This is a genomic window from Bradyrhizobium cedriense, from assembly GCF_054602315.1.
In genome coordinates this window covers 440,963-467,230 of sequence record NZ_JBTSWB010000007.1, presented here as the reverse complement: position 1 = coordinate 467,230, position 26,268 = coordinate 440,963, and the positions used below count along the sequence as shown (strand labels likewise).

Annotated in this window: 20 protein-coding genes and 2 pseudogenes; 12 read left to right on the top strand and 10 right to left on the bottom strand. The window is 64.4% G+C overall.

The features are described 5' to 3' along the window. Nucleotides 1-76 precede the first annotated feature (76 nt). The 3 genes from ACYCVF_RS27570 to ACYCVF_RS27560 all read left to right on the top strand — a co-directional run bounded on the left by ACYCVF_RS27570 (nt 77) and on the right by ACYCVF_RS27560 (nt 5,030). Nucleotides 77-1,663: a B12-binding domain-containing radical SAM protein gene (locus ACYCVF_RS27570; RefSeq protein WP_459601663.1), complete on the top strand. Its 1,587-nt coding sequence runs from the start codon at nt 77-79 to the stop codon at nt 1,661-1,663. 6 nt (nt 1,664-1,669) lie between these two features. Continuing rightward, complete coding sequence (gene eutC / locus ACYCVF_RS27565; RefSeq protein ID WP_459601661.1) at nt 1,670-2,458, top strand: ethanolamine ammonia-lyase subunit EutC; 789 nt, start codon at nt 1,670-1,672, stop codon at nt 2,456-2,458. Between the two features lie 205 nt (nt 2,459-2,663). Then, nucleotides 2,664-5,030, top strand: a complete 2,367-nt coding sequence (locus tag ACYCVF_RS27560) for an efflux RND transporter permease subunit (RefSeq protein WP_459601659.1) — start codon at nt 2,664-2,666, stop codon at nt 5,028-5,030. 29 nt (nt 5,031-5,059) lie between these two features. Here ACYCVF_RS27560 and ACYCVF_RS27555 read toward each other — a convergent pair whose 3' ends face one another. Next, on the bottom strand, nt 5,060-5,905 hold the full coding sequence (locus ACYCVF_RS27555; RefSeq protein WP_459601657.1) for a hypothetical protein: 846 nt from the start codon (nt 5,903-5,905) through the stop codon (nt 5,060-5,062). Nucleotides 5,906-5,980: 75 nt separating this feature from the next. Then, the gene (locus tag ACYCVF_RS27550) at nt 5,981-6,478 is read right to left on the bottom strand and encodes a hypothetical protein (RefSeq protein WP_459601655.1); all 498 of its coding nucleotides are present in this window, start codon (nt 6,476-6,478) and stop codon (nt 5,981-5,983) included. 458 nt (nt 6,479-6,936) lie between these two features. On the opposite strand from ACYCVF_RS27550, the gene ACYCVF_RS27545 reads away from it, so the two are divergent. The 6 genes from ACYCVF_RS27545 (at nt 6,937) to ACYCVF_RS27520 (ending at nt 13,137) form a co-directional block, all read left to right on the top strand. Continuing rightward, nucleotides 6,937-7,170: a hypothetical protein gene (locus ACYCVF_RS27545; RefSeq protein ID WP_459601653.1), complete on the top strand. Its 234-nt coding sequence runs from the start codon at nt 6,937-6,939 to the stop codon at nt 7,168-7,170. Nucleotides 7,171-7,360: 190 nt separating this feature from the next. Beyond that, nucleotides 7,361-8,245, top strand: coding sequence for a squalene synthase HpnC (gene hpnC, locus ACYCVF_RS27540; protein ID WP_459601651.1), 885 nt, complete (start codon nt 7,361-7,363; stop codon nt 8,243-8,245). Next, on the top strand, nt 8,235-9,074 hold the full coding sequence (hpnD, locus tag ACYCVF_RS27535; protein WP_459601649.1) for a presqualene diphosphate synthase HpnD: 840 nt from the start codon (nt 8,235-8,237) through the stop codon (nt 9,072-9,074). Before hpnC ends, hpnD begins: the two co-directional genes overlap by 11 nt. Then, the gene (gene hpnE / locus ACYCVF_RS27530) at nt 9,074-10,342 is read left to right on the top strand and encodes a hydroxysqualene dehydroxylase HpnE (protein ID WP_459601647.1); all 1,269 of its coding nucleotides are present in this window, start codon (nt 9,074-9,076) and stop codon (nt 10,340-10,342) included. Before hpnD ends, hpnE begins: the two co-directional genes overlap by 1 nt. A 51-nt stretch (nt 10,343-10,393) precedes the next feature. Further along, the gene (gene shc / locus ACYCVF_RS27525; RefSeq protein WP_459601645.1) at nt 10,394-12,376 is read left to right on the top strand and encodes a squalene--hopene cyclase; all 1,983 of its coding nucleotides are present in this window, start codon (nt 10,394-10,396) and stop codon (nt 12,374-12,376) included. Continuing rightward, nucleotides 12,373-13,137, top strand: coding sequence for a phosphorylase (locus ACYCVF_RS27520; protein ID WP_459601643.1), 765 nt, complete (start codon nt 12,373-12,375; stop codon nt 13,135-13,137). Before shc ends, ACYCVF_RS27520 begins: the two co-directional genes overlap by 4 nt. Before the next feature lie 89 nt (nt 13,138-13,226). On the opposite strand, the gene hpnH is transcribed toward ACYCVF_RS27520, so the two are convergent. Together hpnH and ispH are read right to left on the bottom strand one after the other, a co-directional pair. Beyond that, the gene (gene hpnH / locus ACYCVF_RS27515) at nt 13,227-14,387 is read right to left on the bottom strand and encodes an adenosyl-hopene transferase HpnH (protein ID WP_459601641.1); all 1,161 of its coding nucleotides are present in this window, start codon (nt 14,385-14,387) and stop codon (nt 13,227-13,229) included. Between the two features lie 35 nt (nt 14,388-14,422). Further along, nucleotides 14,423-15,349 carry a 4-hydroxy-3-methylbut-2-enyl diphosphate reductase gene (ispH, locus tag ACYCVF_RS27510; protein WP_459601819.1) on the bottom strand — a complete coding sequence of 309 codons (927 nt, stop codon included), beginning with the start codon at nt 15,347-15,349 and terminating at the stop codon, nt 14,423-14,425. Between the two features lie 450 nt (nt 15,350-15,799). On the opposite strand from ispH, the gene hpnN reads away from it, so the two are divergent. Further along, nucleotides 15,800-18,388 carry a hopanoid transporter HpnN gene (hpnN, locus tag ACYCVF_RS27505; RefSeq protein ID WP_459601639.1) on the top strand — a complete coding sequence of 863 codons (2,589 nt, stop codon included), beginning with the start codon at nt 15,800-15,802 and terminating at the stop codon, nt 18,386-18,388. Here the strand turns inward: hpnN and ACYCVF_RS27500 are convergent. Next, nucleotides 18,356-19,000, bottom strand: coding sequence for a DUF2147 domain-containing protein (locus tag ACYCVF_RS27500; protein ID WP_459601637.1), 645 nt, complete (start codon nt 18,998-19,000; stop codon nt 18,356-18,358). The genes hpnN and ACYCVF_RS27500 overlap by 33 nt on opposite strands. A 142-nt stretch (nt 19,001-19,142) precedes the next feature. On the opposite strand from ACYCVF_RS27500, the gene hpnO reads away from it, so the two are divergent. After that, complete coding sequence (hpnO, locus tag ACYCVF_RS27495) at nt 19,143-20,534, top strand: aminobacteriohopanetriol synthase HpnO (protein WP_459601635.1); 1,392 nt, start codon at nt 19,143-19,145, stop codon at nt 20,532-20,534. A gap of 435 nt (nt 20,535-20,969) precedes the next feature. Here the strand turns inward: hpnO and ACYCVF_RS27490 are convergent, their stop codons facing one another. The 5 genes and pseudogenes from ACYCVF_RS27490 to ACYCVF_RS27470 all read right to left on the bottom strand — a co-directional run bounded on the left by ACYCVF_RS27490 (nt 20,970) and on the right by ACYCVF_RS27470 (nt 24,839). Continuing rightward, on the bottom strand, nt 20,970-21,275 hold the full coding sequence (locus ACYCVF_RS27490) for a HigA family addiction module antitoxin (RefSeq protein WP_459601633.1): 306 nt from the start codon (nt 21,273-21,275) through the stop codon (nt 20,970-20,972). Nucleotides 21,276-21,287: 12 nt separating this feature from the next. Then, nucleotides 21,288-21,568 (bottom strand): annotated as a pseudogene (locus ACYCVF_RS27485) (type II toxin-antitoxin system RelE/ParE family toxin). Between the two features lie 68 nt (nt 21,569-21,636). Further along, nucleotides 21,637-22,234: pseudogene (locus ACYCVF_RS27480) on the bottom strand (anti-sigma factor family protein); the annotation flags it as partial. An 83-nt stretch (nt 22,235-22,317) separates the two neighbouring features. Then, complete coding sequence (locus ACYCVF_RS27475) at nt 22,318-23,208, bottom strand: alpha/beta fold hydrolase (RefSeq protein WP_459601631.1); 891 nt, start codon at nt 23,206-23,208, stop codon at nt 22,318-22,320. 11 nt (nt 23,209-23,219) lie between these two features. After that, the gene (locus ACYCVF_RS27470) at nt 23,220-24,839 is read right to left on the bottom strand and encodes a GMC family oxidoreductase (protein ID WP_459601629.1); all 1,620 of its coding nucleotides are present in this window, start codon (nt 24,837-24,839) and stop codon (nt 23,220-23,222) included. A 174-nt stretch (nt 24,840-25,013) separates the two neighbouring features. On the opposite strand from ACYCVF_RS27470, the gene ACYCVF_RS27465 reads away from it, so the two are divergent. Next, complete coding sequence (locus ACYCVF_RS27465; RefSeq protein WP_459601627.1) at nt 25,014-26,186, top strand: M20 aminoacylase family protein; 1,173 nt, start codon at nt 25,014-25,016, stop codon at nt 26,184-26,186. Nucleotides 26,187-26,268 lie beyond the last annotated feature (82 nt).

Genomic DNA, 26,268 nt, shown 5'->3' with positions numbered 1-26,268 from the left:
TTCCGGCGACAGCATTACGTTGTGTGTCTGGCTGGCAATTTCCGCACCATCAGTCGAGTGTGGCGGGGGAGCTTTGATGCGAGCTGAAAGTAATGGAACGTCCCGGCGGATTCTGTGTGTGTTTCCGCGCTACACCTCGTCCTTCGGTACGTTCGAGCATTCCTACCCCCTGACCGATGGCGTCCGCGCCTTCATGCCGCCGCAGGGATTGTTGCTGATCTCCGCCTATCTGCCGCAGGATTGGCAGGTCAAATTCGTCGACGAGAATCTGCGCCGCACGACGAAGGAGGAGTTCGAATGGGCGGAAGCCGTCTTCGTCAGCGGAATGCACATCCAGCGCCAGCAGATGAACGACATCTGCCGCCGCGCCCATGAATTCGATCTACCAGTCGCGCTCGGCGGCCCCTCCGTCAGCGCCTGCCCCGACTATTATCCGTCCTTCGACTATCTACATGTCGGCGAACTCGGCGACGCCACCAACCAGCTGATCGAGATCCTGTCGCGCGACACCTCGCGTCCGGAGTCCCAGGTAGTGCTGACCACCAGTGACCGCCTGCCGATGACGGAGTTTCCGATCCCGGCCTACGAGCTCGCCGACGTGAAGAAATACTTTCTCGGCAGCATCCAGTATTCCAGCGGCTGTCCCTACCAGTGCGAGTTCTGCGACATCCCCGGCCTGTACGGCCGCAACCCGCGCATCAAGGCGCCGCAGCAGATCATCGCCGAGCTCGATCGCCTGCGCGAATGCGGCATGACGGACACGGTCTATTTCGTCGACGACAACTTCATCGGCAATCGCAAGGCGGCGCTCGACCTGTTGCCGCATCTGATCGAATGGCAGAAGAAGACCGGCTATGTCGTGCGGCTCGCCTGCGAGGCGACGCTCAACATCGCCAAGAGGCCCGAGATCCTCGAGAAGATGCGCGAAGCCTATTTCGTCACCATCTTCTGCGGCATCGAGACGCCTGATCCGGACGCGCTGAAGGCGATGCAGAAGGACCACAACATGATGGTCCCCATCCTGGAGGGCGTGCGCACCATCAACTCCTACGGCATGGAGGTCGTGTCCGGCATCATCATGGGGCTCGACACCGACAAGCCGAACACCTCGGAGGCGCTGCTCGCCTTCGTCGAGGAATCACGCATTCCGTTGCTCACGATCAATCTGCTCCAGGCGCTGCCGAAGACGCCGCTGTGGGACCGGCTGGAGCGCGAGGGGCGCCTGGTCCACGACGACGGCCGGGATTCGAACGTCGATTTCCTGCTGCCCTATGACGAGGTCGTCGCGTCCTGGAAGCACGCCATGGCGGTCGCTTACGCGCCCGAGAAGGTTTACGCGCGCTACCAGCATCAATGCGACCAGGTCTATGTGAAGCGCCTCAAGATGCCGGTGCCGGACGAGATGAAGACCTGGTCGAACATCCGCCGCGGCCTCGTCATGCTGCGCAACATCTTCTGGCAGGTCGGCGTGCTCGGCGACTACAGGCGCGTGTTCTGGAAGTTCGCGCTGGGGCGCCTCAAGCGCGGCGACATCGAAGGCCTGATCGGCTGCACGCTGATCGCGCACCACCTCATCACGTTTGCGCGCGCGGCCTCCAGCGGCAAGCAGAACGCCTCGAACTACTCGATCCGCCTGCGCGAGGCCGCGGTTCCCGCCGAATGACGGGCCATGTCTGACCCGACTGCGCCGCGCCGCTCCACGCTCGATCTGCGGGCGTTCACGCCAGCGCGCGTCGCGCTCGGGCGCAGCGGCCCGAGCATGCCGACGAGGGCGCTGCTTGATTTCACGCTGGACCACGCCCGCGCGCGCGATGCCGTCCATGCCGCCTTCGATATGCCGCGTCTGGTCGCTGATCTCGGCGCGCTTGGACTCGCCGTGACCGAAGTGAGGAGCCGCGCGGTCGATCGCAGCGATTATCTGCGGCGGCCGGATCTGGGGCGACAGCTCGAATCCGGCTCGGCACAACTTCTGGCAAGAAGCGCCTCGGCGCCGTGCCAGCTCGCGCTTGTGATCGGAGACGGCCTGTCCGCGGCGGCGGTTCACGCCCATGCGGCGATCGTGGTGGGGCGCCTGCTGCCATTGCTTGCGCAAGCGGATGACGTCGCGATCGGCCATGTCGTTGCCGCATCGGGCGCGCGTGTCGCGCTCGGCGACGAGATCGGCGCCATTCTCGGGGCGCGCATGGTCGTGATGCTGATCGGCGAACGGCCCGGCCTGTCCGCGCCCGACAGTCTCGGCGCCTATCTGACCTTCGCCCCGAAAACCGGCCGCACCGACGCCGAACGCAATTGCGTGTCCAACATCCACCACGCCGGGTTGAGCTACGACGAGGCCGCCTTCAAAATCGCCTGGCTCGTCCGTGAGGGGTTCGCCCGGGAGACCACCGGCGTGGCTCTGAAGGACGAGAGCGCGGACCGGGCGCCGCGTCGAATTGGCACAGCGTCGCCGGGATGCTAGGCGGTCGGGACCCGGATCGCCGCTTCTTGATCGATTCGGCCGGGCTTGGCCTGCTTGCGAAAAGACCTGTTGACCTGCTAAACCCCTCGCGGCGAATTTCCGCGCATTTTCAAAGGGCAAGCCTCCCATTGGTATGGCGTTTTCAAGCCGTTCGCGGAGCGCAATAAGCTCTCATGATTGAGCCGATTTAGGAACTGGACAAGGCATGCTCGAAAAGCACAGCGAGAATGAGGTTCATGTCGACAAGGTCGAGCAGGGACCTACGTCCTCGATCGCCTTCGGGCTGGAGCGGCTCGGGCTGATCGCCGTCCGGGCGCCGATCGTCTCCTGCATCGTTCTGCTCGCCCTGATCGTCGGCGCCGTGTTCGGCATCTACCGCATCAAGATCGACGATTCGCTGTCGCAGCTGTTCCGCTCCGACACCCGCGAATTCCGCCAGTACGAAGAGGTGACGAAGAAATTCCCCGCGGAGGAGTTCGACGTCCTCGTCGTGGTCGAGGGCAAGACCCTGCTGGCGCGGAACAACCTGGAGAAGCTGCGTGACTTCGTCACCGACCTGCAACTGGTCGAAGGCACGCGCGGGCTGGTCTCCCTGTTCTCGGCGCGCCAGGCGCCCGCGCCGGGCAAGCTGCCTGCGGCATTATTCCCGGCCGAGCTGCCGGAGGGCGCGGCCTATGACAAGTTCATCGAGACCGTCAAGAACAACGAGATCATCCGCGGCAAGCTGTTGTCGGAGGATGGCACGCTGGCGCTGATCGTCCTGTCGCTCGATCCCGAAGTGGTCGGCTCCAACAAGCTGACCAAGACCGTCGGCGATATCCGCGCCCTGATGAAGGAGGATCTCGGCGACACCGGGCTCAACGTGCAGCTCTCCGGCGTGCCGGTGATGCAGCTGGAGATCCGCAACGCGGTCGAGCGCGACGGGCTGACCTACAACATCCTCGGCATCCTCGCCGGCTGCATCATCGCCATCATCTTCTTCCGCAAGATCTCGTTCATGGTTGCGGCGGCGTTCCCGCCGATGATCGCCATCCTGCTGGCGCTCGGCGCGCTCGGCTGGGCCAATTTCAATCTCAACATGTTCCTGAACGTGATGACGCCGCTCATCATGGTCATCAGCTTTTCCGACTCGATGCAGCTCACCTTCGCCGCGCGCGACCGGCTGATCGCAGGACAGGACAAGTTCACCGCGTTCAAGAACGCAGTGCTGGTGGTGGGGCCGGCCTGCGTGCTGACGCACGGCACTGCGGGCATTTCCTTCATCGCGCTGCAATTCTCCGACTCCGACCTGATCCGCAAGTTCGGCGAGGCGGGGCTCGCCGCCACCATCATCGCGCTGGTCGCGGTGCTGTCGCTGGTGCCGGTGTTCGGCGTGCTGCTCGTGCGCAACGAGAAGGTGTTCGCGGTCAAGTTCCAGAGCGCCGATGCCGGCGTCCAGGCCCTGCGTAATTTTTGCTACTGGATTGCGGTCCGCATGGTCGGCCGGCCCGGCCTGTTCAGCCTGATCGCGGTGCTGTTCGTCGCCGGCCTCGGCGTCATCTACGCCAATCTGGAGCCGCGCTACCGGCTCGCCGACCAGGTGCCGGACAAGCGCCAGGCGGTTGCCGCCAGCGACCGGCTCGACGCCAAGCTCACCGGGGCCAACCCCGTCAACGTGCTGATCGCATTCCCCAAGGGTGAATCGCTGTATTCGCCGGAGACGCTCCAGACGATCGCTGACGTGCATTCGACCGTGGAGAAGGCGGCCGGTGTCGGCAACGTCTGGTCGCTGGAGACGCTGCGCCGCTGGCTGGCCGAGAAGGCCGGCAGCGGCGACGTCGCCACGCTGAAGGAATATGTCAACGTCATCCCCGAACATCTGGTGCGGCGCTTCATCGACGCCGAGCAGGACGCGGTCCTCGTGGCCGGCCGCGTACCGGACAAGGATTCCAGCCAGTTGCTGCCGATCGTCGACAAGCTCGATTCCGAGCTCGATGCCGTCCGCAAGAAGCATCCCGGCTACGAGATCGCGGTGACCGGTCTTGCGGCCATCGCCGCGCGCAATTCGGCCAGCATGATCGAGAAGCTGAATCACGGCCTCACCATCGAATTCGCGCTGGTCGCGATATTCATCGGCCTCGCGTTCCGCTCATGGGTGGTGATGTTGGCCTGCATCCTGCCGGGCATCTTCCCGGTGGTGATGTCGGGAACGGTGCTGTGGGCGATGGGCGAGGGGCTGCAATTCGCCAGCGTCGTCGCGCTCACCGTCTCGTTCGGCCTGGGCTTGAGCGCCACCATCCACTTCCTCAATCGCCTCAGGCTCGAGAGCAAGCCCGGCGTCGGCTCGGCGCTCGCGGTCGAGCGGGCGACCGTGCTGGTCGGTCCGGCGCTGATCCTGACCACGGTGGTGCTGGCCTGCGGCCTTATCGTCACCGTGTTCTCCGACCTGCCGTCGCTGCGGCTGTTCGGCTGGCTCAGCGCCTTCTCGATGGTCATGGCCCTCGTCGCCGACCTCTTCATCCTGCGGCCGACGGCGATGTGGCTGATCAATCTGCACGCGAAGTTGCAGGGCTCGGACAAGCCCGCGATCTGAACGGCGGGGCGGGAAGGCTGCCGGCGCTTTCACGCCTCGATACGGACGATCCCGTACGGATTGAACTTGAAGTCGCGCTCGGCATAGTCCTGCTCCTGCGACAGCGCGAGCTTGCGACCGCGCAGCGTCGCGTCGACCCCGCGCTCGGCCATTGCGTCCGCGATCTCGTCCATCAGCTTCACCGCGTTCCGGTCGCTGCCGCGCGCCTTCGCGACATAGATTTCCGGCAGTCCGACGAGATGGAAGCCGACGCTTTCGTTGTAGGTGTCGCCGCCGAGCGGGCGCTTGGCGAAGGCGAGGCGGCATGCCTTGGCGACAGCGGGGGTCACGGCAAGACCCTGGCCGGTGCTGGCGCCCTTGCGCGCCTGATCGGCGAGACTGCGCCAGCGCGCGAGGCCATGAGCAACGCCCGCGCTCTCGCCCTTCACTGCGGTCGCGCCGGCCTCGATCATCTCCTCGACGATGCGCAAAGCGGCTGCCGAACAGGCGACCGTCTTCTGCTGCTCCATGCGCGGGCCCAGCACGTAGAGGACCGCCTTGTGGTTGACCACGGCCGCTTCGTCCGCAGCGGACCATGCTTTGGGGAAAACCCGATCCCAGCAAACGCCGAACGATCGCTCCATCTGCGGATCGGGTTTGGCCTGCGAATAGGTGCGGTCGATCTCGAAGTTGAAATCGACGATTGTCTTGGCCGCCGCCTCCGGCGGATGCAGGAGGCTTTCGTCCTTGCCGAGAAAGCAGAGCACGTGACGCGGCTGCACTGACGAGGGTCGCATGTTCGTCTGTCCGCGGACCCGCGGTTGATCGTTGGCGAAGGCGGGACTGGCGGCCAAGAGCGCGATGGCCTTGAGCAGATGTCTGCGAGTTGGGTCCATGTCCGCAATGCTGTCAGCAAAAAGCCCCCGGGTCGCGAGAGCCGGAGGCTGTGTCCTTTCGAAGCGGGAAGGGCGTCAGCTCTTCGTCATCGTGATGTTAACTCCGCGAATCTCGCCCTTGGAGGAGATCTGCACGGTCTGCTTCGTGCCGTTGGTGCGCAGCGACAGATTGGCGGCAAAGCCGTTGGCCTCGACGAACACGTCGATCTGGCCGCCGCCGGCGGTGCCCTGGAGATTGCCGAAGATGTTGCGGCTCGCTTCGCTCCAATTGCCGGAGATGCGCTCGCCCTGGCTCGTCACGTCGCTGGTAAGGTTGAACTTGTAGCTGTCGGACGCGCAGTTCAGCGCCTGCTTCAGGTTGAGGCCGCTGCCGGCAACCTTGTAGTCCGCCTTGCAGCGGATGCGCTCGGTGGAGCCGTCGGACAACGACACGGTGCCGGTGCCGGTCCAAGCGCCATCGAAGCCGGCAAACGGTCCGGACGACTGAGCCTGGCTCGCCGAAACTGAGAAGAGCAGCGCCGCCCCGATGCCGGCCGCCGTGATTGCCAGTCCAGATCGCCCAAAGAATTTCATCGCAAATATCCCGTTTTGGAACGACGTTCGCCTAGTATCGAGAACGTCTCGCCACATCGAAAGTTTAGTGCTCCGAGCCAGTGTCAGGGTTCAAAGCCTGGGCGCTAGAGATGGCGGTTCACGACACCTCGCGCCATGCCCGGCGGCTGCGATTCCTTGTGTTTCGGCGTGTTTCTGGCCGAAATGGAGGAGCCGAGAGATGCAGCTCTGCAACAGGCATGCAGCAAAATGCGGGCGGCCTGAATTATGGCGTAGTATCAACCTCTTACATCTGCCAATGAAGGCGCAGGGAAGACCCGGTTTGGTTGGTGTGGCGCCAATTTGGCCGCATTTGCCAGTGCTTGTGCCTTCTCCGGGCCGCTTCCCGCGGCGACTTGCCATCAGAACAATCCGTTCCGGTCGTCCGCCCTGTGCTGTCCGGGATTGGTGCGATTCTGCCGTCAGAATGAAGGAATACAATGCGTAAGCTTCTCGTCGCTCTCACCCTGCTGTCGGCATCCCTTTCCACGGCGGCGTTCGCCCAGCAAGGGCGTGGCACGGACGCCGAGCAGAAGGCCTGCACGCGGGATGTGCAGAAGTTCTGCCGTCCGGTCATCGACCAGGGCGATTTCACCATCCTGGCCTGCCTCAAGGAGAACCGGCCCAAGATCTCGCAGGCCTGCGACCAGGTCCTGAAGAACCACAACCAGTAAGCTCGGCCATTGGCCCACAAAAGGCGGCCCCCAGCCGCCTTTTCGGGGTCGATCCGGAAGGGCAGCCATCGACAGACAGGATTGGTTTTGCGGCCGTATTCCCCTATATGGGGCCGCGGCGGCATTGCCGGGCATGAGCCCGCGCGAGCGAAAAAGCCTTCCAGTCCAAACGATTGTAGACCAGCCCTCGATGACCTCTGCGAGCGAATTGCGATCCGGCAAGGGTGACCGCGACGAGAATTTTCCCGTCGCGTCCTGGATCATTCATCCGCGTCATCGCGCCCTGATCCTAGCCTACTACAATTTCGTCCGCACGGCCGACGACATCGCCGACCACGCGGAGCTGCCGCCTGACCAGAAGCTCGCTTATCTCGACCTGCTGGAGGCGGAACTGCTCGGCAAGGGCGACACCCAGGCCGAGGCCGTTACTCTGCGCCGAGCGCTGGCCGAGCGCGGCATGGCGCCACGCCACGCGCTCGACGTGCTGGTCGCGTTCCGCATGGACGTGACCAAGCTGCGCTACGAGACCTGGGAGGAGGTCATCCATTATTGCCGCTATTCGGCGATGCCGGTCGGCCGCTTCATGCTCGACGTCCATGGCGAGAGCACCTCGACCTGGGCGGCATCGGACGCCCTCTGCGCAGCACTTCAGATCAACAACCATCTCCAGGATTGCGGCAAGGACTTCCGCGAGCTCAACCGGGTCTATCTGCCGCGCGATGCGCTGGCCGCGAGCGGCGCCTCGGTCGAGCAGCTTGGCCTCGCCCAATCGCCGCCGGAAATGCTGACCTGCCTTCAGGCGCTCGCCGCGCGCAACGAGGCACTGCTCAACCAGAGCAAGTCGCTCAGCGCGGAGGTGAAGGATTTTCGTCTCGGCGTCGACATCTCGGTGATCCAGGCCTATGCCGATCGTATCGTGCGTCTGCTCAAGGTGCGCGATCCCCTGCGCGAGCGGGTGCATCTGAACAAATTCGAGCTGCTCGCCTTCAGCATCGCCGGGATGATCGGCGAGGTCGGCCGCCGCGCGATCGGGCGCAAGGCCATTTCCAGACCGGGGACTGCACATGACGCTTGAGGCGACCACGCCCGGCGCCAATTACGGCTCGACCGCATCCGGCAGCTCATTCTATGCCGCGATGCGAATCCTGCCGCGCGACCAGCGCGAGGCGATGTTCCAGATCTACAGCTTCTGCCGCCAGGTCGACGACATCGCCGATTCCGACGGGCCGCGCGAACAGCGGCTCGCCGCGCTTCAGGAATGGCGCAACGACATCGACGCGCTCTATCAGGGCCATCCGCCGCCGCGGCTGAAGGACTACGTCTCCTCGGTGAAGACCTTCGGGCTGAAACGCGAGGATTTTCTTGCGGTCGTCGACGGCATGGAAATGGACGTGCCGCAGGACATCCGCGCCCCCGACATGGCGACGCTCGATCTCTATTGCGATCGTGTCGCCAGCGCCGTGGGACGCTTGTCGGTGCGGGTGTTCGGCATGCCGGAGGAAGACGGAATCCTGCTCGCGCACCATCTCGGCCGCGCGCTGCAGCTCACCAATATCCTGCGCGACCTCGACGAGGATGCCGGCCTCGGCCGGCTCTATCTGCCGCGGGAGGCGCTGATGCATGCCGGCATCACCTCCAATGATCCGAACCGCGTGGTCGCCGAGCGCGCGCTGCCGAAGGTCTGCCTGCCGCTGGCGCAGCGCGCGCAATCTCATTTTGAGAAGTCGGACGAGATCATGAACCGCAACAAGCGCCGCGCGGTGCGCGCGCCGCGGATCATGTCGAGATATTATCATTCCATTCTGGATCTCCTGATCGCACGCGGATTCACCGCACCGCGCGAGCCGGTGCGTGTGTCGAAGATCACGCGCATCCTGATCCTGCTCCGTTACGCTTTCATCTGATGCAAAAGACAGCTCACATCATCGGCGCTGGAATTTCCGGCCTCTCCGCCGCCGTGCGGCTCGCCAATGCCGGCTTCAAGGTTGCCGTGCATGAGGCGACCCACCAGGCCGGCGGTCGCTGCCGGTCCTATTTCGACGGCGCCACCAATCTCACCATCGACAACGGCAATCATCTGCTGCTGTCGGGCAACAGCCATGCGCGCGCCTATGCGCGCGCGATCGGGACCGAGGCGGGTCTCGTCGGTCCCGAGAGCGCGCAGTTTCCCTTCGTCGACATCAAGACGGGGCAGCGCTGGCAGATCGATCTCGGCGCCGGCCGGCTGCCGACCTGGGTGCTCGACGAGAGCCGCCGCGTGCCAGACACCGGGCTCTCCGACTATCTCAAGCTGGCGCCGCTGATCTGGGCGTCGGAGGACACGCTGGTCGGCAAGTCCATTCCCTGCGAGGGCGTGCTCTATCAGCGCCTGGTGCAGCCGCTGCTGCTTGCCGCGCTCAACGTCGATCCGCCCGAGGGCTCGGCCGGGCTCGCCGGCGCGATCGTGCGCGAAACGCTGCTCGCGGGCGGGCAGGCCTGCCGTCCCTTGATCGCGCGCGACGGCCTCAGCGCCGTTCTGATCGAGCCTGCGGTGAAGTTCCTGCAGGAGCGGGGCCATTCCGTTCAGCTCGGCCACGAGCTGCGCTCGTTTGCGACCAGCGACGGCAAGGTCGGCGCGCTGAATTTCGGCGGCGAGGATGTGATCCAGATCGGCGAGGGCGATGCCGTCGTGATGGCGGTGCCGCCGCGTGCGGCCGCGAGCCTGCTGCCGGGCTTGAAGACGCCGACCGAATTCCGCGCCATCGTGAACGCGCATTTCCGATTTGAGCCGCCGCCGGGCTCGGCGCCGATCCTCGGCGTGATCGGCGGCGTGGTGGAATGGCTGTTCGCGTTCCCGAACCGGCTTTCCGTCACCATCAGTAATGGGGACCGTCTGGTCGACATGCCGCGTGAGGAACTCGCGCAGGCGATCTGGAACGACGTCTGCAAGGCCGCCGGCTTGCCCGGCGAGCTGCCGTTGCAATTGCCCCCCTGGCAGATCGTGCGCGAGCGCCGCGCCACCTTTGCCGCGACTCCGGCGCAGAATGCCCTGCGCCCGGGACCGGTCACGGCGCTGAAAAACCTGTTTCTCGCCGGCGACTGGACTGCTACGGGATTGCCTGCAACGATCGAGGGATCGGTCCGATCCGGCGATCGCGCCGCCGATCTGGTGCTGGCCGCGCAGCGGCCCTGACGGGCAAATGTCCCGGTCAATTTCAATCGACTATCGGAGCAATCGAGCGACATGGATGCCGTGAACGCGACCAGCCGCGAAGCCCTGGAATCGAAGAAATTGGAATCGAAGGTGTTGGAATCGAGCATTGCGTCAGCGACGCAAGGCGTCATGGGATTCCAGCAATCCGACGGCCATTGGGTCTTCGAGCTTGAGGCCGACTGCACGATCCCGGCCGAGTACGTCCTGCTGCGCCATTACCTCGCCGAGCCGGTCGATGCCGTGCTCGAAGCCAAGATCGGCAATTATCTTCGCCGCATCCAGGGCCCCCATGGCGGCTGGCCGCTGGTACATGACGGCGAGTTCGACATGAGCGCCAGCGTCAAGGCCTATTTTGCGCTGAAGATGATCGGCGATTCCGTCGACGCTCCGCACATGGTGCGCGCGCGCGAGGCGATCCACGCACGCGGCGGCGCCATCAACAGCAACGTCTTCACGCGCTTCATGCTGGCGATGTTCGGCGTCGTGACCTGGCGCGCGGTGCCGGTGCTGCCGATCGAGATCGTGCTGCTGCCATTCTGGTCGCCGTTCCACCTCAACAAGATCTCCTACTGGGCGCGCACCACCATGGTGCCGTTGATGGTGCTCGCAGCGCTCAAGCCGCGCGCGAAGAATCCGAAGGGCGTCGGCATCGACGAGCTGTTCCTCCAGGACCCGCGCTCGATCGGCATGACCGCCAAGGCGCCGCACCAGAGCATGGCCTGGTTCCTGCTGTTCCGCTCGCTCGATGCGATCCTGCGCGTGATCGAACCGATGTTTCCCAAGAGCCTGCGCAAGCGCGCCATCGACGCCGCGCTCGCCTTCACCGAGGAGCGCCTCAACGGCGAGGACGGCATGGGCGCGATCTATCCGCCGATGGCCAATATCGTCATGATGTACGATGCTCTCGGCAAGGATGAGAATTATCCGCCGCGTGCGATCACGCGCCGGGGCATCGACAAGCTGCTGGTGATCAAAGACGACGAGGCCTACTGCCAGCCCTGCGTGTCGCCGGTGTGGGACACGACGCTGACGGCGCATGCGCTGCTGGAAGCCGGCGGCGACAAGGCGGTGCCGGCGGCCAAGCAAGGACTCGACTGGCTGATCCCGAAGCAGGAGCTCGAGGTGAAGGGCGACTGGGCGGTGAAGCGGCCCGACGTGCGCCCCGGCGGCTGGGCCTTCCAGTACAACAACGCGCATTATCCCGATCTCGACGACACCGCCGTCGTGGTGATGTCGATGGACCGCATGCGCCGGGAGCACGGCGCAACCGGTTACGACGCCGCGATCGCCCGCGGCCGGGAGTGGATCGAGGGTATGCAGAGCGACGATGGCGGCTGGGCCGCCTTCGACGTCAACAACCTCGAATATTACCTGAACAACATCCCATTCTCCGACCACGGCGCGCTGCTCGACCCGCCGACCGAGGACGTCACGGCGCGCTGCATCTCGATGCTGGCCCAGCTCGGCGAGACCGAGGAGACCAGCAAGCACGTCGCCGCCGGGGTTGCCTATTTGCGGAAGACCCAGCATCCGGAAGGGTCCTGGTACGGCCGCTGGGGCATGAACTTCATCTACGGAACCTGGTCGGTGCTCTGTGCCCTCAACATGGCCGGGGTCGATCACAACGACCCCATGATTCGCAGGGCCGCGGCTTGGCTGACCTCGATCCAGAACGAGGATGGCGGCTGGGGCGAGGACGCCGTCAGCTACCGGCTGGACTACAAGGGCTGGGAGGCCGCCCCCTCGACGGCCTCGCAAACGGCATGGGCCTTGCTTGCCCTGATGGCGGCAGGCGAGGTTGATCACCCGGCCGTCGCCCGCGGGGTGGAGTACCTGATTGCAACACAAAACAAAAAAGGGCTGTGGGACGAGCAGCGGTACACCGCCACGGGCTTTCCCCGTGTATTCTATCTACGTTATCATGGTTACCCAAAGTTCTTCCCGCTGTGGGCATTGGCGCGGTATCGGAACTTGCGGAACACCAACAGCAGGGTGGTAGGGGTCGGAATGTGACTTTGGGGACGGGGGACTGCGTTACCGGGGCTCAAGCCATCGATCCCCGGCCGATATTGATCGTGACCGGACTGGTTCAGGAGGCCCGCATCGCGGCTGGGCCCGGAATGGCAGTCATCTGTTCATCCAGCAGCCCGACTCAGTTGCGGGCGCTTCTGACCGTGGTGGATCCTGAGACGATTCGCGGCGTGATCTCGTTCGGCGTTGCCGGCGGGCTCGATCCGACGCTCCGGTCCGGCGACGTCGTGCTGGCGACCGAGGTGCTGTCCGGGGATACCCGCTGGGCCGCCGGGCTGTCGCTCGGCGACGACCTGATCGAGCGCCTGACTTCGGGCCGTCGCCGCGTGGTGCGCGGCAGCCTCGCCGGCGCCGAGGAGGTGGTCACCGGGCGGTCCTGCAAGGCGGCACTGCATTCGGAGACCGGGGCATTCGCCGTCGACATGGAGAGCCACATCGCGGCCGCCTACGCCGCCGAGGCTGGCCTGCCGTTCGCCGCGGTCCGCGTCATCAGCGATCCGGCCCATCGCGCGCTGCCGGCGCTCGCCCGCGCCGCCATCAAGCCGAACGGCCAGATCGACCTGCCGGCCGTCCTGCGCGGCATCGCGCGCAACCCGACGACGCTGCATGCGCTGGTCTCCACCGGCCTCGACTTCAACCGCGCACTGCGCTCCTTGCGCGGCTGCCGTGACTTCCTGATCGGCACTGAACTCGCCGGCACCGAGCTCGCCGGCAGCGAGGCGCTTGTCTCCGAGGCGGCCTGAGCGGCTTCTTCGAGCAGACGAAGGAAAAGAAAAGGCCCGGTCGCGATTGGCGACCGGGCCTTTTCCATTCGCAATTGCTTTTGGCGCGCTTACGCCGCCGTCGAAGCCTTCTGCGCCGCCTTCGCCTGTGCGGCAGCCGCCTCGTCCTTGCGGATCTCCGACAGGCGCTTCTGCACTTCCGCCGAGAAGATGTACTGCGCCGGTCGCTGCTTGCTCATGTCGATCTCCGGCGCCATCGGGCCAGAAGTCCTGATGCCGCGCAGCGACACCCACATCGCCTTCAGCGGGTTGTTGAGCGCTGCGGTCGCAGCCGTCGGCTCGTAGCCGCAATGGGCCATGCAGTCGGCGCACTTTTCGTAACGGCCGGTGCCGTAGCTCTCCCAGTCGGTGGTCTCCATCAGCTCCTTGAAGGTCTTGGCGTAGCCTTCGCCGAGCAGGTAGCAGGGCTTCTGCCAACCGAAGATGTTGCGCGCGGGCATCCCCCACGGCGTGCACTCGTATTCCTGGTTGCCGGCGAGGAAGTCGAGGAACAGGCCGGAATGCATGAAATTCCACTTCTTGCCCTTGCCCATGGCGAAGACGTCGCGGAACAGCTTCTTGGTCTTGGTGCGATTGAGGAAGTGCTCCTGGTCCGGCGCGCGCTCATAGGCGTAGCCCGGCGACATCGACACGCCGACGCCGAGCTCGACGGTGAGGTCGAGGAACTTCGCGATCTCCTCGGCCGGATGGCCGTCGAAGATGGTGGCGTTGACGTTGACGGTGAAGCCGCGCGCCTTGGCCGCCTTGATCGCGGAGACGGCGCGGTCGAACACGCCCTTCTGCGACACCGCCTTGTCGTGGTGGTCGCGCAGGCCGTCCAGATGCACCGAGAAGAACAAGTAGGGCGAAGGCTCGAACAGATCGAGCTTCTTCTCCAGCAGCAGCGCGTTGGTGCAGAGCGAGACAAACTTCTTACGCGCAACGAGCCCGCGCACGATCTCGCCGATCTCCTTGTGGATCAGCGGCTCGCCGCCGGGAATGGCGACCATGGGCGCGCCGCACTCGTCGGCCGCGTCCCAGCACTCCTGCGCCGTCATGCGGCGATTGAGGATCGCGTCGGGATAGTCGATCTTGCCGCAGCCGACGCAGGCGAGGTTGCAGCGAAACAGCGGCTCCAGCATCAGCACGAGCGGATAGCGTTTGCGGCCAAGCAGTTTCTGCTTGAGCAAATAGCCGCCGATACGCATTTCCTTGAAGAACGGGATGGCCATTACAAGTTTCTTTCTGGGCTTTGAATTCGGGTGGGTCAGCTCGCAGCCAGTTGGGCCGGAAGCCGGAATTCGATGTTTTCCTCGCGGCCCGGCAGCACCGAGACCTTCACCGGTCCGATCCGCCGCATCGCTTCGATCACGTCATCCACGAGTACCTCGGGCGCCGAAGCGCCGGCCGTGACGCCGACGGTCCTGGCATCCTTCAACCATTCCGGATTGAGCTCGCTGCCGTCGGCAATCAAATAACTCGCGACGCCGGCCTCAGTGCCGATTTCGCGAAGCCGGTTCGAGTTCGAGCTGTTGGCGGCGCCCACCACCAAGATCACGTCGACCAGCTTGCTCAAGTCCCTTACAGCAGATTGGCGGTTCTGTGTCGCATAGCAGATATCCCGGATATCCGGGCCTTGAATATCTGTAAAGCGGGCCTGAAGGGCCGCGATGATGTCCTTGGTATCGTCGACGGACAGGGTGGTCTGGGTGATGTAGGCCACTGGCGTATCCGCCGGCAATGTGAGCGCCTTAACCTCCTCGACGCGCTGGACAAGCTGCACCGGCCCCGGGACCTGGCCCATCGTGCCCTCGACCTCCGGGTGGCCGGCATGGCCGATCAGAATCAGTGTCCGCCCCTTGCCGATGTAGCGCTTCCCCTGATTGTGAACTTTCGTGACCAGGGGGCAGGTGGCATTGAGCACCGGAAGGTCGCGGGCGGCAGCCTCTTCCTCGACACTGCGGGCAACGCCGTGGGCGCTGAAGACCGTCACCGCCTTCGGCGGAACCTCGGAGAGTTCCTCGACGAAGATGGCGCCTTTGGCCTTGAGGCTCTCGACGACGTATTTGTTATGCACGATCTCATGGCGCACGTAGACGGGCGGGCCGTACTTCTCCAGCGCCCGTTCCACGATTTCGATCGCACGCACCACGCCCGCGCAGAAGCCGCGCGGTTGCGCCAGATAAACTTCCATTGGACGCCCGTCACGCAAGTTGCACCAATCCGCTTTCGTCAGTCCCCGGCGGCACCCCGATACTGACCAGTGAGTTGCAATATCCGCACCATTGGTTCGCCGTACGGTAGCCTACCACCCTCGTGGGCTCCCCGCGCATGGAGGCGCAAGACTTTGTGTCAAAAAATCGGCAACAAAGAAAGGGCGGAACATTCATCGACAGTCTAGATGGTATTATAGTAATACGGGCCTTGTGCCCAGTGCGCGACACTCGTGCATCATCCTTCGTCACTTTCCCGCCTCAACTCCCCGGCTATACCGACGCCCCGCAACATTTTAGCCACGGTCTCCGCCGTTTACCTCGAACCTTGTGCCGGCGAGAACCACTCAAAACAGCAATAGGTTTCGCCCGGGAACTCCGATAAACAGCGGGCGTTTCCGGCAAGCTGTTTAACCGCAGAAAGAAAAGAAGTGCTGCAAAGCGTAGTCGTTGCCATTGTCAGGGCCTGCACCCGGTTTGCCTCCCTCGTCGTCCTTCTCGGGCTCCTGCTATCGGTGGGAGCTGGCTATTACGCCGCGCGCCACTTCGCCATCAACACCGACATCAATTCGCTGATTTCCCAGAATCTCGACTGGCGCAAGCGCGACCAGCAATTCGACAAGGCGTTCGATCAGAACGAAACGATCCTGGCCGTGGTCGAGGCCCGGACGCCGGAGATGACGAGCGCTGCGGCAAACGCGCTCTATGCCAGGCTGAAGGACGACAAGACCAACTTCCTGTCGATGCAGCAACTCGGCAGCGGCGATTTCTTCGAGAAGAACGGCTTGTTGTTCCTGCCGACGGAGGAGGTCGGCAAGATCACCGGTCAGTTCGAAGCCGCCGCGCCCCTGATCGAGATCATGGCTGGCGACCCCTCGATCCGGGGCCTCACCGGCGCGCTGGAGACGGGACTTGCTGGCGTCAAGCGCGGCCAGGTCAAGCTCGACAACACTGAGCGTCCGTTCAATCTGATCGCGCAGACGGTCGAGACCGTGCTCAACAAGGGCAATGCGAGCTTCTCCTGGCGCGAGCTCGTCAGCGACGAGCCGCTGCAGGATTCGGACAAGCGCACCTTCATCGAGTTCAAGCCGATCCTGGACTACAATGCGCTGGAGCCTGGCAAGGATGCCACCGACGCGATCCGCAAGGCCGCGGCCGAGCTCGATTTTCCCACCAAATACCAGGCGCGGGTGCGGCTCACCGGCCCGGTCCCGATCGCCAACGAGGAATACGCGACCGTCCAGGAGGGCGCCGTCGTCAACGGCATCGGCACGGTTCTGGTCGTGCTGCTGATCCTGTGGCTGGCGCTGCATTCGGCGAAGATCATCTTCGCCGTGTTCGTCAATCTCTTCGTGGGCCTTGCGATCACGACAGCGGCCGGCCTGATGATGGTCGGCTCGCTCAATCTGCTGTCGATCGCGTTCGCGGTGCTGTTCGTCGGCCTCGGCGTCGATTTCGGCATCCAGTACAGCGTCCGCTATCGCTCCGAGCGCTACAAGCACGATGACCTCGCGGGTGCGCTGGTGCTGGCTGCCAAGCGTTCGGCGGTGCCGCTGTCGCTGGCCGCAATGGCCACCGCGGCCGGCTTCCTCTGCTTCATGCCGACCGACTACAAGGGCATCTCGGAGCTCGGCCAGATCGCCGGTGTCGGCATGCTGGTGGCGTTCGTGTCCAGCATCACCGTGCTGCCTGCGCTGCTCAAGCTTCTGAACCCGCCCGGCGAGCCGGAGCCCGTCGGCTACGCCTTCCTGGCGCCGCTAGATCATTTCCTGGAGAAGCATCGCGTGCTGATCGTCGGTGGCACGCTGCTGCTCGCGCTCGGCGGCCTCCCGCTGCTCTACTTCATGAAGTTCGACTTCAACCCGATGAACCTGCGCAACCCGAAAGCGGAATCAATCGCGACCTTCCTCGATTTGCGCAAGGATCCCAACACTGGCGCCAACGCCATCAATGTGATGACCACGTCCGAGGAGCAGGCGAGGCAGGTCGAGGCGAAGCTGGAGAAAGTGCCTGAGGTACTGCGGGTGATGTCGCTCGACAGCTTCGTGCCGCAGGACCAGCCGCCGAAGCTGAAGCTGCTCGCGCAGGGCGCCAAGGTGCTGAATCCCGCGCTCAACCCCGACCAGATCGATGCGGCGCCGTCGGATCAGGAGAATGTCGAGTCGCTGAAATCCTCGGTCGACAATCTGCGCCGGACGGCGGGCGACGCGAAGGGACCCGGCGCCGTCGCCTCGCGCCGTCTTGCAGACGCGCTCGAAAAGCTCGCCAATGGCGACGAGGCCACGCGCAACAAGGCGCAGGACGTGTTCGTCACGCCAATGAAGATCGTGTTCGACCAGCTCAGGAAAGCCATGCAGGCCGAGCCGGTCACCCTGAAGTCACTGCCGCCCGATCTCGTCAGCGGCTGGAAGAGCAAGGATGGCATCATCCGCGTCGAGGCGCTGCCCAAGGGCGATCCAAACGACAACGACACGCTGCGCAAATTCGCGGCGGCGGTGCTGGAGGCCGAGCCGACCGCCATCGGCGGACCGGTCTCGATCCTGAAATCCGGCGACACCGTGGTGAAGGCGTTCATCCACGCCGGCATCTATGCGCTGCTGGTGATCGGGCTTTTGCTGTGGATCACGCTACGCCGGTTCGTCGACGTGCTGATGACGCTGGTGCCGCTTCTGGTTGCCGGCGCAGTCACGCTCGAGATCTGCGTGTTGATAGGCCTGCCGCTCAACTTCGCCAACATCGTTGCCTTCCCGCTGCTGCTCGGCGTCGGCGTCGCTTTCAAGATCTATTATGTCGTGGCGTGGCGCTCGGGCAGGACAAACCTGCTCCAGACCAGCCTGACACGCGCGATCTTCTTCAGTGCGCTGACGACGGCGACCGCGTTCGGCAGCCTGTGGCTGTCGAGTCATCCCGGCACGTCCAGCATGGGCAAGCTGCTGGCACTCTCGCTCGTGACGACGCTCGCCGCCGTGCTGCTGTTCCAGCCGGCCCTAATGGGCAAACCCCGCAATCTCAGGGAGTAGGCAGATGTCGCCGACGGGGTCGGCGGCGCTCTTCTGACCGGGCTTGGCCGCGCCGGCGGCCTTCGGAGCTGCGGGCGCAGCTGCGGTGGCGGATGTCGCGGCTTGGGCCGCTTGGGCTCCCTGGGCCTTGGGCGCGGCGCCGCCGGATTTCGGCGCGCCCTTGGCCATGGCGTTGGCAGGACTCGAGGGGATCGGCGGAGCAACCCGGGTCCAGGTTTCGCCGCCGCAGAGGAAGCCCATCACGCAGCCCTTGATTTCGAGCTGATCGGTCCCGGCCGGGGTGATGGTCGCGCTGTAGAGCTGGCCATCCTTGGCGTTGTAGACCTGTCCCTCCCACTGATCGACGCCGGGCTTCTTCTTCATGTCGATCAGGGTCGCCATGCCCAGCGTCGGCCTGGTCTTTTTCGAGGCATCCGGATTGTTCTCGTCACGCCCACCGGGCTGCTTTTCCCAGGAGACCGCGCCCCACATGCTGCCATAGCATTGGGCGACACGAATGTTGGCTACGCCGTCGGCGACCCGCCAATCGCCGGTCGGGTCTGCAGCGAGTGCGGGTGTCAGGCAGGTGTAACCGCCAGCTAGTATTAGTCCGGTGTAAAGGGCCAAACGCATGATGGTTCCTTGGCAGTGCAACATGATCTAAAAGCTGTGCTTGCGAAGATGGTCCGAAAAAGGGCAAAAGGCCTCACCGACCGTTTTCCGTAACGGTCCGTTTTCAGTTGACGAGACGGCCCTCAAGCGAAGTATGTAGCGGATGCACAGCCCAAATCCAGACATGTCTCAGCTATTCGCGGACCGTCAGGCCCAGCGCAGCACCTTGCATAACCGATATCTGAACGAGCAGTTCGTTCGGGTTCTCAAGACCATCGGCTACGATGTCGGCTTCCAGAAGGGGCAGGGGCAGTACCTCTATGATCGCGAGGGCGCGCGCTATCTCGACCTGTTGTCCGGCTTCGGCGTGTTTGCGATCGGGCGTAATCATCCTGTCATGCGCGAGGCGCTCAAGAGCGTGCTCGATGCCGATCTGCCCAACCTCGTCCAGTTCGATGTCTCGACGCTCGCGGGCGTGCTCGCTGAACGGCTGCTGAAATACGTTCCCTATCTCGACAAGGTCTTCTTCGCCAATTCCGGCGCCGAATGCGTCGAAGCCGCGATCAAGTTCGCGCGCGGGGCCACAGGCCGTCCAGGCATCGTCTATTGCGCCCACGGCTATCACGGGCTGACTTATGGTGCGCTGTCGCTGACCGGCGACTCGAATTTCCGCACCGGTTTCGAGCCACTGCTGCCGGGCTGCACCTCCATCCCGTTCAACGATCTGGCCGCGCTGGAAAAGGCGCTGGCCTCACGCGAGGTGGCGGCCTTCGTCGTCGAGCCGATCCAGGGCAAGGGCGTCAACATGCCCACCGACGAGTTCCTGCCCGGCGCGGCCGCGCTCTGCAAGAAATACGGCACGCTGTTCGTCGCCGACGAGATCCAGACCGGCATGGGCCGCACCGGCCGCTTCCTCGCCGTCGAGCATTGGAACGTCGAGCCCGACATGGTGCTGCTGTCGAAGTCGCTGTCGGGCGGCCACGTGCCCGTCGGCGCGGTGCTGACGCGCAAGAGCATCTTCGACAAGATCTTCAACCAGATGGACCGGGCGGTCGTGCACGGCTCCACCTTCTCCAAGAACGACCTCGCCATGGCTGCGGGCATCGCCACGCTCGACGTCATAGAGTCCGAGAAGCTGATCGAGTCGGCCGCAAAGCGCGGCGCCGAGCTGCGCCTCGCGCTGACGCGCATGGTGCCCGGCTACGAGCTGATGAAGGAAGTGCGCGGCAAGGGCTTGATGATCGGCGTCGAGTTCGGCCCCCCGAAATCGCTGCGCCTTCGCGCCTCCTGGAACGTGCTGGAGACCGCCAACAAGGGCCTGTTCTGCCAGCTCATCACCGTGCCGCTGTTCAAGGATCACAAAATCCTGACCCAGGTCGCCGGTCACGGCAGCCACACCATCAAGCTGTTGCCTCCGCTCACGATCACCGATGAAGACTGCGGCTGGATCGAACGAGCCTTCGATGACGTCATCGCCGGCAGCCACAAGGTCCCCGGCGCAATCTGGTCGCTCGGCAAGACGCTGGTGGACAACGCGGTGCGACGGTCGGCGTAGGCGGGTCCTGAGAGGCTTGTCGTGCGGGCACGCGATGCAGCTTGTTGCAAGCGTCGCGAGAACGGTGGAACCCCTCAGTTGCTGCTGATGTTTGTGCTTGCGGTCTTCGTTGAGAGCCAAGCCGCGCGGGCCCAAAGCGATCTTTCCGGTACGTGGAAGAGAAACTGCAACGAGCGATTTTGTCTCCAGATCGATCGGGGGCCGAGAACCTCTACACGATAAGGTTCTGTGGTCTCCGACGATGCTCGGAAGACGAAGAATGGACCCCTAAATCCTCAATTCTCGGAGACCCCAAGTACAAGGTGGTCTCCCCATCAGAGCTCGGCGTTCGCAGGACGGATGATCGAACCCAGTACTTTTTCTATCGCCAGTGCCCGGTCGAACCCGAGTGGCGGAGCAAAAATTGAGGCTCGCTGGTGCAGGCCAATGATCTGGTCAGGCCGCCTTGGGCTTGTTCACGGTCTCAATGCGGTCGAGCGCCTTGCCGAGATCGCGTCTGGCGATCTGGATGTCGTAATCGTTCTGAAGATTAAGCCAAAGCTCGGCGGTCGTGCCGAGCGCCTTGGCAAGCCGAAGTGCAGTATCGGCGGTGATCCCCGTCTGCTCACTCGCAATCCGCTCGATGCGCGTGCGCGGCAGGCCGCAAGTCTTGGCGAGCGCACCAGCGGACATGTCCAGCGGGACTAGAAACTCCTCTCGCAGAACCTCACCAGGATGCATGGGCTTGAGTTTTTTTGCCATCGTCGTGCTCTCCTAGTGATAGTCCACGATCTCGACCTCAGCCGGACCATCCGTCGTCCAGACGAAACATATCCGGAACTGATCGTTGACCCTGATCGAGTGCTGGCCCTTACGATCGCCCGTAAGAGCCTCCAGGCGGTTGCCGGGCGGTGCCCTTAAGTCGCCGAGTTCGGCTGCAGCATGCAAATAGCGCAATTTCCGGCGAGCAACCTTCACGAGGTCGGCCGGAAAGCCCTTGGGACTTTCGCCGTTAAAGCCGCTTCAGTTGATTTGCCTCGAAACGTCCTGATCACTCAGGTAATGTATCATAATCTGATACATATGCAAGGGAAATGTATCGTTCCATGATACATTGCCGGAATTACCCCTCCACATTCGCCTTCATCGCCGCCTCGAACTTGTCGACGAACTCGGCGAGTTCGTCGTTGCCGATGTCGCTGACGGCCCAGAAGTTCAGGCCGCGATTGCCCCAGCGGCGGCAGTTGAAACCCTGCATGGTTTCGGTCTCCGGCGCGCGATATTCCGCGTTCGACGTCTGCGACACGAACAGATTGACCACGTGCTGCCGGCGCCGGTAGACGACGGCGCCGATGGCGCGCGCGTCGATATAGTCGAGCCGGCCGCCGACCAGCGCAAAACCTTGCGCGGTGAGATCGAGGACGGGCGGGGCGACATCGAGATGCACGGAGACAACCTCCGAGAGGATTCGCTGCCGGTCGTCCTGGCGCAGCACCAATGCGACGACGCCGGAGGCTGCGAGCGCGGAGACCGCCGAGCCCATCGCAAGGCCGCGCAGCACGGGGCGGGCGGGTCGGTTGCTGGCGTTGCGGCCCAGGCAGCGAGGCTTCGAGACGGCTTCGCAGTCTTGCCGGCGCGGTGTAGCGCAGATTGGTGTCGGCGAGCACGCGCTGCATCTCGCGCCGTGCGGCAAATTCCGCGGCGCAGTCCGGACAGCTGGCGGGTGGTTGTAGCCCGCATGGAGCGAAGCGGAATGTGGGATTCAGGGTTCTACGGCCCCCGGACTACGTTTCGCTCCATCTGGCTACGGGCCGGATTTTGCGAATTCCAGCACGGCCTCCACCACGCGTGCCGGCACTTCCTGTGCCACGCAGTGTCCGGCGCCGTCAAAGACCATCGCACTGACGCGTGGAATCAGTGACACGGCGCGCGACGCCATCTCCTTGTAGATCGGCCCCGACTTTGCGGCAGTCGTGACGCGGACAGGGCAATCGATCTCGGTGAGTCCGACAAACGGATTGCCGCGGGCATCGCCAACGTAAACCTGCTCCATCGCCTCATAGATCGGACGCAGTATCGCGTACTCGATCTCCGGCGTGCAGCAGAGTCGGACCCGGCCATCGTCGAGTGGCACGAAGCCGTGTTGTACATAGGCGCGGAGCGAGGTCTCGGTCCAATCTGCAAACGCCGGCGCAGAACGGTAGCGCTCGAACACGGCGTCGGCGCTGTCGAACTCCGCCCGCCGGCGCAGCGTGCCGTCGACGCGGGCGAGGGATTCGTCGTTCAATCCTCCGGAGCGCGCCGCGCGCGGGTCCATCGCGGTCGGCTCCATCACGAACAGGCGCGTGAAACGTCCGGGACGAAGTTTCGCCGCGAGCAGAAGGTCGGTCGCACCCGCACTGTGGCCGATGCCGTAGACGTCGCGCAGCTCAAGTGCATCGATCACCCGGCAGACGTCTTCGGCATAATCCAGGAAATGATAGGCTCCGGGCTTGTGGCTGATGCCGTGGCCGCGGCGGTCGAACGCATAGACGGTGTAGCTCGATGCAAGTTCCCGCGCGACCTCGTCCCAGACGGCGGCGACGAAGCCGGTGCCGTGCACGAGGAGGGCGGGCGGCTTGCCGCGCTCGCCCCATTGCAGCATGGCAATTTGCGCGTCGGCGGGGCCGATCGAAAACCGGTGCGGATTGATCATGGTGGCGGGAGCTACTTCGCATCCTCCAGGATCATCGTCGCGCCTTTCTCGGCGATCATCGCAGTCGGCGTGTTGGTGTTGCCGGAGGTGATCGTCGGCATGATCGAGGCGTCGACGATGCGCAAGCTTTCGAGGCCGTAGAAGCGCAGCCGCTCGTCGACCACCGCCATCGGATCGTTCGCCGCGCCCATCTTCGCGGTGCCGACGGGATGGAAGATGGTGGTGCCGATGTCGCCGGCGGCCTTTGCGAGCGAGACGTCGTCGTCGCCGACGGAGGGGCCGGGCAGATATTCGCTGGGACGATATTTCGCGAGCGCCTTCTGCTGCATCAGGCGGCGGGTGGTGCGGATGGCGTCGGCGCCGACCTGGCGGTCGTCATCGGTCGACAGGTAATTCGGCGCGATGATCGGCTTTTCCTCCGGCGTCGCGGAACGGAGGCGCACGGTGCCGCGCGAGGTCGGCTGGAGATTGCAGGCGCTGACGGTGATGGCAGGAAAGCGGTGCAGAGGATCGCCGAACTTGTCGAGCGACAGCGGCTGCACGTGGAACTGGATGTTGGCGCGTGCGCGCGTCGCATCCGAGCGCGTGAAGATGCCGAGCTGCGACGGCGCCATGGTCAGCGGCCCGCGCCGGCGGAAGGCGTAGTCGAGGCCCATCAAGCCGCGTCGGACCAGGTTGTAATAGGTCTCGTTGAGCGTGCGCACGCCCTCGACCTTGTAGATCGCGCGCTGCTGGAGGTGGTCCTGAAGATTGCGCCCGACGCCGGGCTTGTCCATGACGATGTCGATGCCGAGCGGCGACAGCCAGTCGGCCGGGCCGATGCCGGAGCGATGCAGCACCTGCACCGAGCCGATCGAGCCGGCCGAAAGGATTACCTCGCGCTTCGCCCGCGCCTCGATGATCTCGCCGTTCCGGATGAAGCGCACGCCGACGGCGCGACCTTGTTCGATGACCAGGCGGTCGACCAGCACATGCTTTTCGAGCCGGAGATTGGGGCGGTTCAGCGCAGGCTTGAGGAAGCCGCGTGCCGACGACCAGCGTCTGCCGCGCTTCTGGTTGACGTGGAAATAGCTGGTGCCTTCGTTGTCCCCGGTATTGAAATCCGGGATGCGCTTGATGCCCATCTCCTCGGCGGCGTCGCCCACGGCATCAAGAATGGCCCACGACAGCCGTGGCGCCTCGATGCGCCAGCCGCCGCCGGCGCCATGATGTTCGCTCGCGCCGAGGAAGTGATCCTCAAGTCGCTTGAACATCGGCAGCACGTCGTCATAGCCCCAGCCGGTCAGCCCGAGCTGGCGCCAGTGGTCGTAGTCGGCGGCCTGGCCTCGCATCGAGATCATGGCGTTGATCGCCGAGCAGCCGCCGATCACCTTGCCGCGGGGATAGGCCAGCGAGCGGCCGTTCAGGCCGGGCTCGGCCTCGGTCTTGAACATCCAGTCCGACCGCGGATTGCCGATGGCGAAGAGATAGCCGACAGGGATGTGGAACCAGATCCAGTTGTCGTCGCCGCCGGCCTCGAGAATGAGGACGCGGTTCTTCGGGTCGGCCGAGAGTCGATTTGCGAGAATGCAGCCCGCCGTGCCGGCCCCGACAACGATGTAGTCAAACTCACCTTCGAGCCGCCTTGGCATTCTGCTTCCACCCGGATGGTCACTTTGCGTTCCGTCTAATAGGCAGACGCAGCGGATCGGGACAAGCCCGGCCATGCTGCACGGGCAGGGCCCGACCCCGATCCGCGGCGGTTGGGTGGACCGGGGCTTGCATGGTAGACACTCCTGGATTTCCATCAATGCTCGAGACTATCCATGCCCATCTTGAACCGCGTCGCCGACCTGCAGCCCGATATTCAGGCCTGGCGCCGGGACATCCATCAGCATCCGGAGCTGCTATACGACGTCCACCGCACCGCAGCATTCGTGGCGGACCGGCTGCGGGAGTTCGGCTGCGACGAGGTCGTGACCGGCCTCGGCCGGACCGGCGTGGTCGGCGTGATCAAGGGCAACAGGCCCGCCGGCGACGGGCTCAAGGCGATCGGGATGCGTGCCGACATGGACGCGCTGCCGGTCGAGGAGCAGACCAATCTGCCTTACGCCTCCAAGACCCCTGGCAAGATGCACGCCTGCGGTCATGACGGCCACACCGCGATGCTGCTGGGTGCGGCGCGCTATCTCGCCGAGACCCGCAACTTCGCCGGCGATGCCGTCGTGATTTTCCAACCGGCCGAGGAGGGTGGCGCCGGCGGCGCGGCCATGGTCAAGGACGGCCTGATGGAGCGGTTCGGCATCGAGCAGGTCTACGGCATGCACAACGGGCCTGGCATCCCGGTCGGCTCGTTCGCGATCCGGCCGGGTCCGATCATGGCGGCGACCGACGAGGTCGATATCCTGATCGAGGGCCTCGGCGGCCACGCCGCGCGTCCGCACAAATGCGTCGATTCCGTGCTGGTAGGTGCGCAGGTGATCACGGCACTGCAGTCGATCGTCGCGCGCAGCGTCGATCCACTTGAATCGGCCGTGATCTCGATCTGCGAATTCCACGCCGGCCACGCGCGCAACGTCATTCCGCAGACCGCGACGCTGAGGGGCACCATCCGCACGCTGTCGCCGGAGGTACGCAAGCTGGTCGAGAAGCGCGTGCGTGAAGTGGTGGCGGGCGTGGCGCAGATCACAGGTGCCAAGCTCGACCTGCACTACAAGCGCAACTATCCGGTGGTGAACAATCACGCTGCGGAGACCGAGGTGGCGCGGCGTATTGCGGAGCAGGTCGCAGGCGAGGCCAATGTGCACGATATGGCGCCGCTGATGGGCGGCGAGGATTTCGCCTACATGCTGGAAGCGCGGCCCGGCGCCTTCATTTTCTGCGGCAACGGCGACAGCGCCGGCCTGCACCACCCCGCCTACAATTTCAACGACGAGGCGATTGTCTACGGTACGTCCTACTGGGTCAAGCTGGTCGAGGAGCAGCTCGCGGCGTCGTAAGGCCAAGCTCGAAGCACAAGTGAAGGGGCCCGTGTGTTGCACGGGTTCTTTGTTCTTGAGAGATCGGATGGACGACCAAGGC

Excerpts from the sequence above, each read along its gene's own strand:
- ACYCVF_RS27550 (WP_459601655.1), bottom strand. The coding sequence starts at position 6,478 with ATGAAATTCTTTGGGCGATCTGGACTGGCAATCACGGCGGCCGGCATC.
- ACYCVF_RS27555 (WP_459601657.1), bottom strand. The coding sequence starts at position 5,905 with ATGGACCCAACTCGCAGACATCTGCTCAAGGCCATCGCGCTCTTGGCC.
- ACYCVF_RS27475 (WP_459601631.1), bottom strand. The coding sequence starts at position 23,208 with ATGATCAATCCGCACCGGTTTTCGATCGGCCCCGCCGACGCGCAAATT.
- hpnC (WP_459601651.1), top strand. The coding sequence starts at position 7,361 with ATGACCTCTGCGAGCGAATTGCGATCCGGCAAGGGTGACCGCGACGAG.
- hpnO (WP_459601635.1), top strand. The coding sequence starts at position 19,143 with ATGCACAGCCCAAATCCAGACATGTCTCAGCTATTCGCGGACCGTCAG.
- ACYCVF_RS27560 (WP_459601659.1), top strand. The coding sequence starts at position 2,664 with ATGCTCGAAAAGCACAGCGAGAATGAGGTTCATGTCGACAAGGTCGAG.
- eutC (WP_459601661.1), top strand. The coding sequence starts at position 1,670 with ATGTCTGACCCGACTGCGCCGCGCCGCTCCACGCTCGATCTGCGGGCG.
- ispH (WP_459601819.1), bottom strand. The coding sequence starts at position 15,349 with ATGGAAGTTTATCTGGCGCAACCGCGCGGCTTCTGCGCGGGCGTGGTG.
- ACYCVF_RS27570 (WP_459601663.1), top strand. The coding sequence starts at position 77 with ATGCGAGCTGAAAGTAATGGAACGTCCCGGCGGATTCTGTGTGTGTTT.
- ACYCVF_RS27490 (WP_459601633.1), bottom strand. The coding sequence starts at position 21,275 with ATGGCAAAAAAACTCAAGCCCATGCATCCTGGTGAGGTTCTGCGAGAG.
- hpnH (WP_459601641.1), bottom strand. The coding sequence starts at position 14,387 with ATGGCCATCCCGTTCTTCAAGGAAATGCGTATCGGCGGCTATTTGCTC.
- ACYCVF_RS27545 (WP_459601653.1), top strand. The coding sequence starts at position 6,937 with ATGCGTAAGCTTCTCGTCGCTCTCACCCTGCTGTCGGCATCCCTTTCC.
- ACYCVF_RS27465 (WP_459601627.1), top strand. The coding sequence starts at position 25,014 with ATGCCCATCTTGAACCGCGTCGCCGACCTGCAGCCCGATATTCAGGCC.
- hpnE (WP_459601647.1), top strand. The coding sequence starts at position 9,074 with ATGCAAAAGACAGCTCACATCATCGGCGCTGGAATTTCCGGCCTCTCC.
- ACYCVF_RS27500 (WP_459601637.1), bottom strand. The coding sequence starts at position 19,000 with ATGCGTTTGGCCCTTTACACCGGACTAATACTAGCTGGCGGTTACACC.
- hpnD (WP_459601649.1), top strand. The coding sequence starts at position 8,235 with ATGACGCTTGAGGCGACCACGCCCGGCGCCAATTACGGCTCGACCGCA.
- shc (WP_459601645.1), top strand. The coding sequence starts at position 10,394 with ATGGATGCCGTGAACGCGACCAGCCGCGAAGCCCTGGAATCGAAGAAA.
- ACYCVF_RS27470 (WP_459601629.1), bottom strand. The coding sequence starts at position 24,839 with ATGCCAAGGCGGCTCGAAGGTGAGTTTGACTACATCGTTGTCGGGGCC.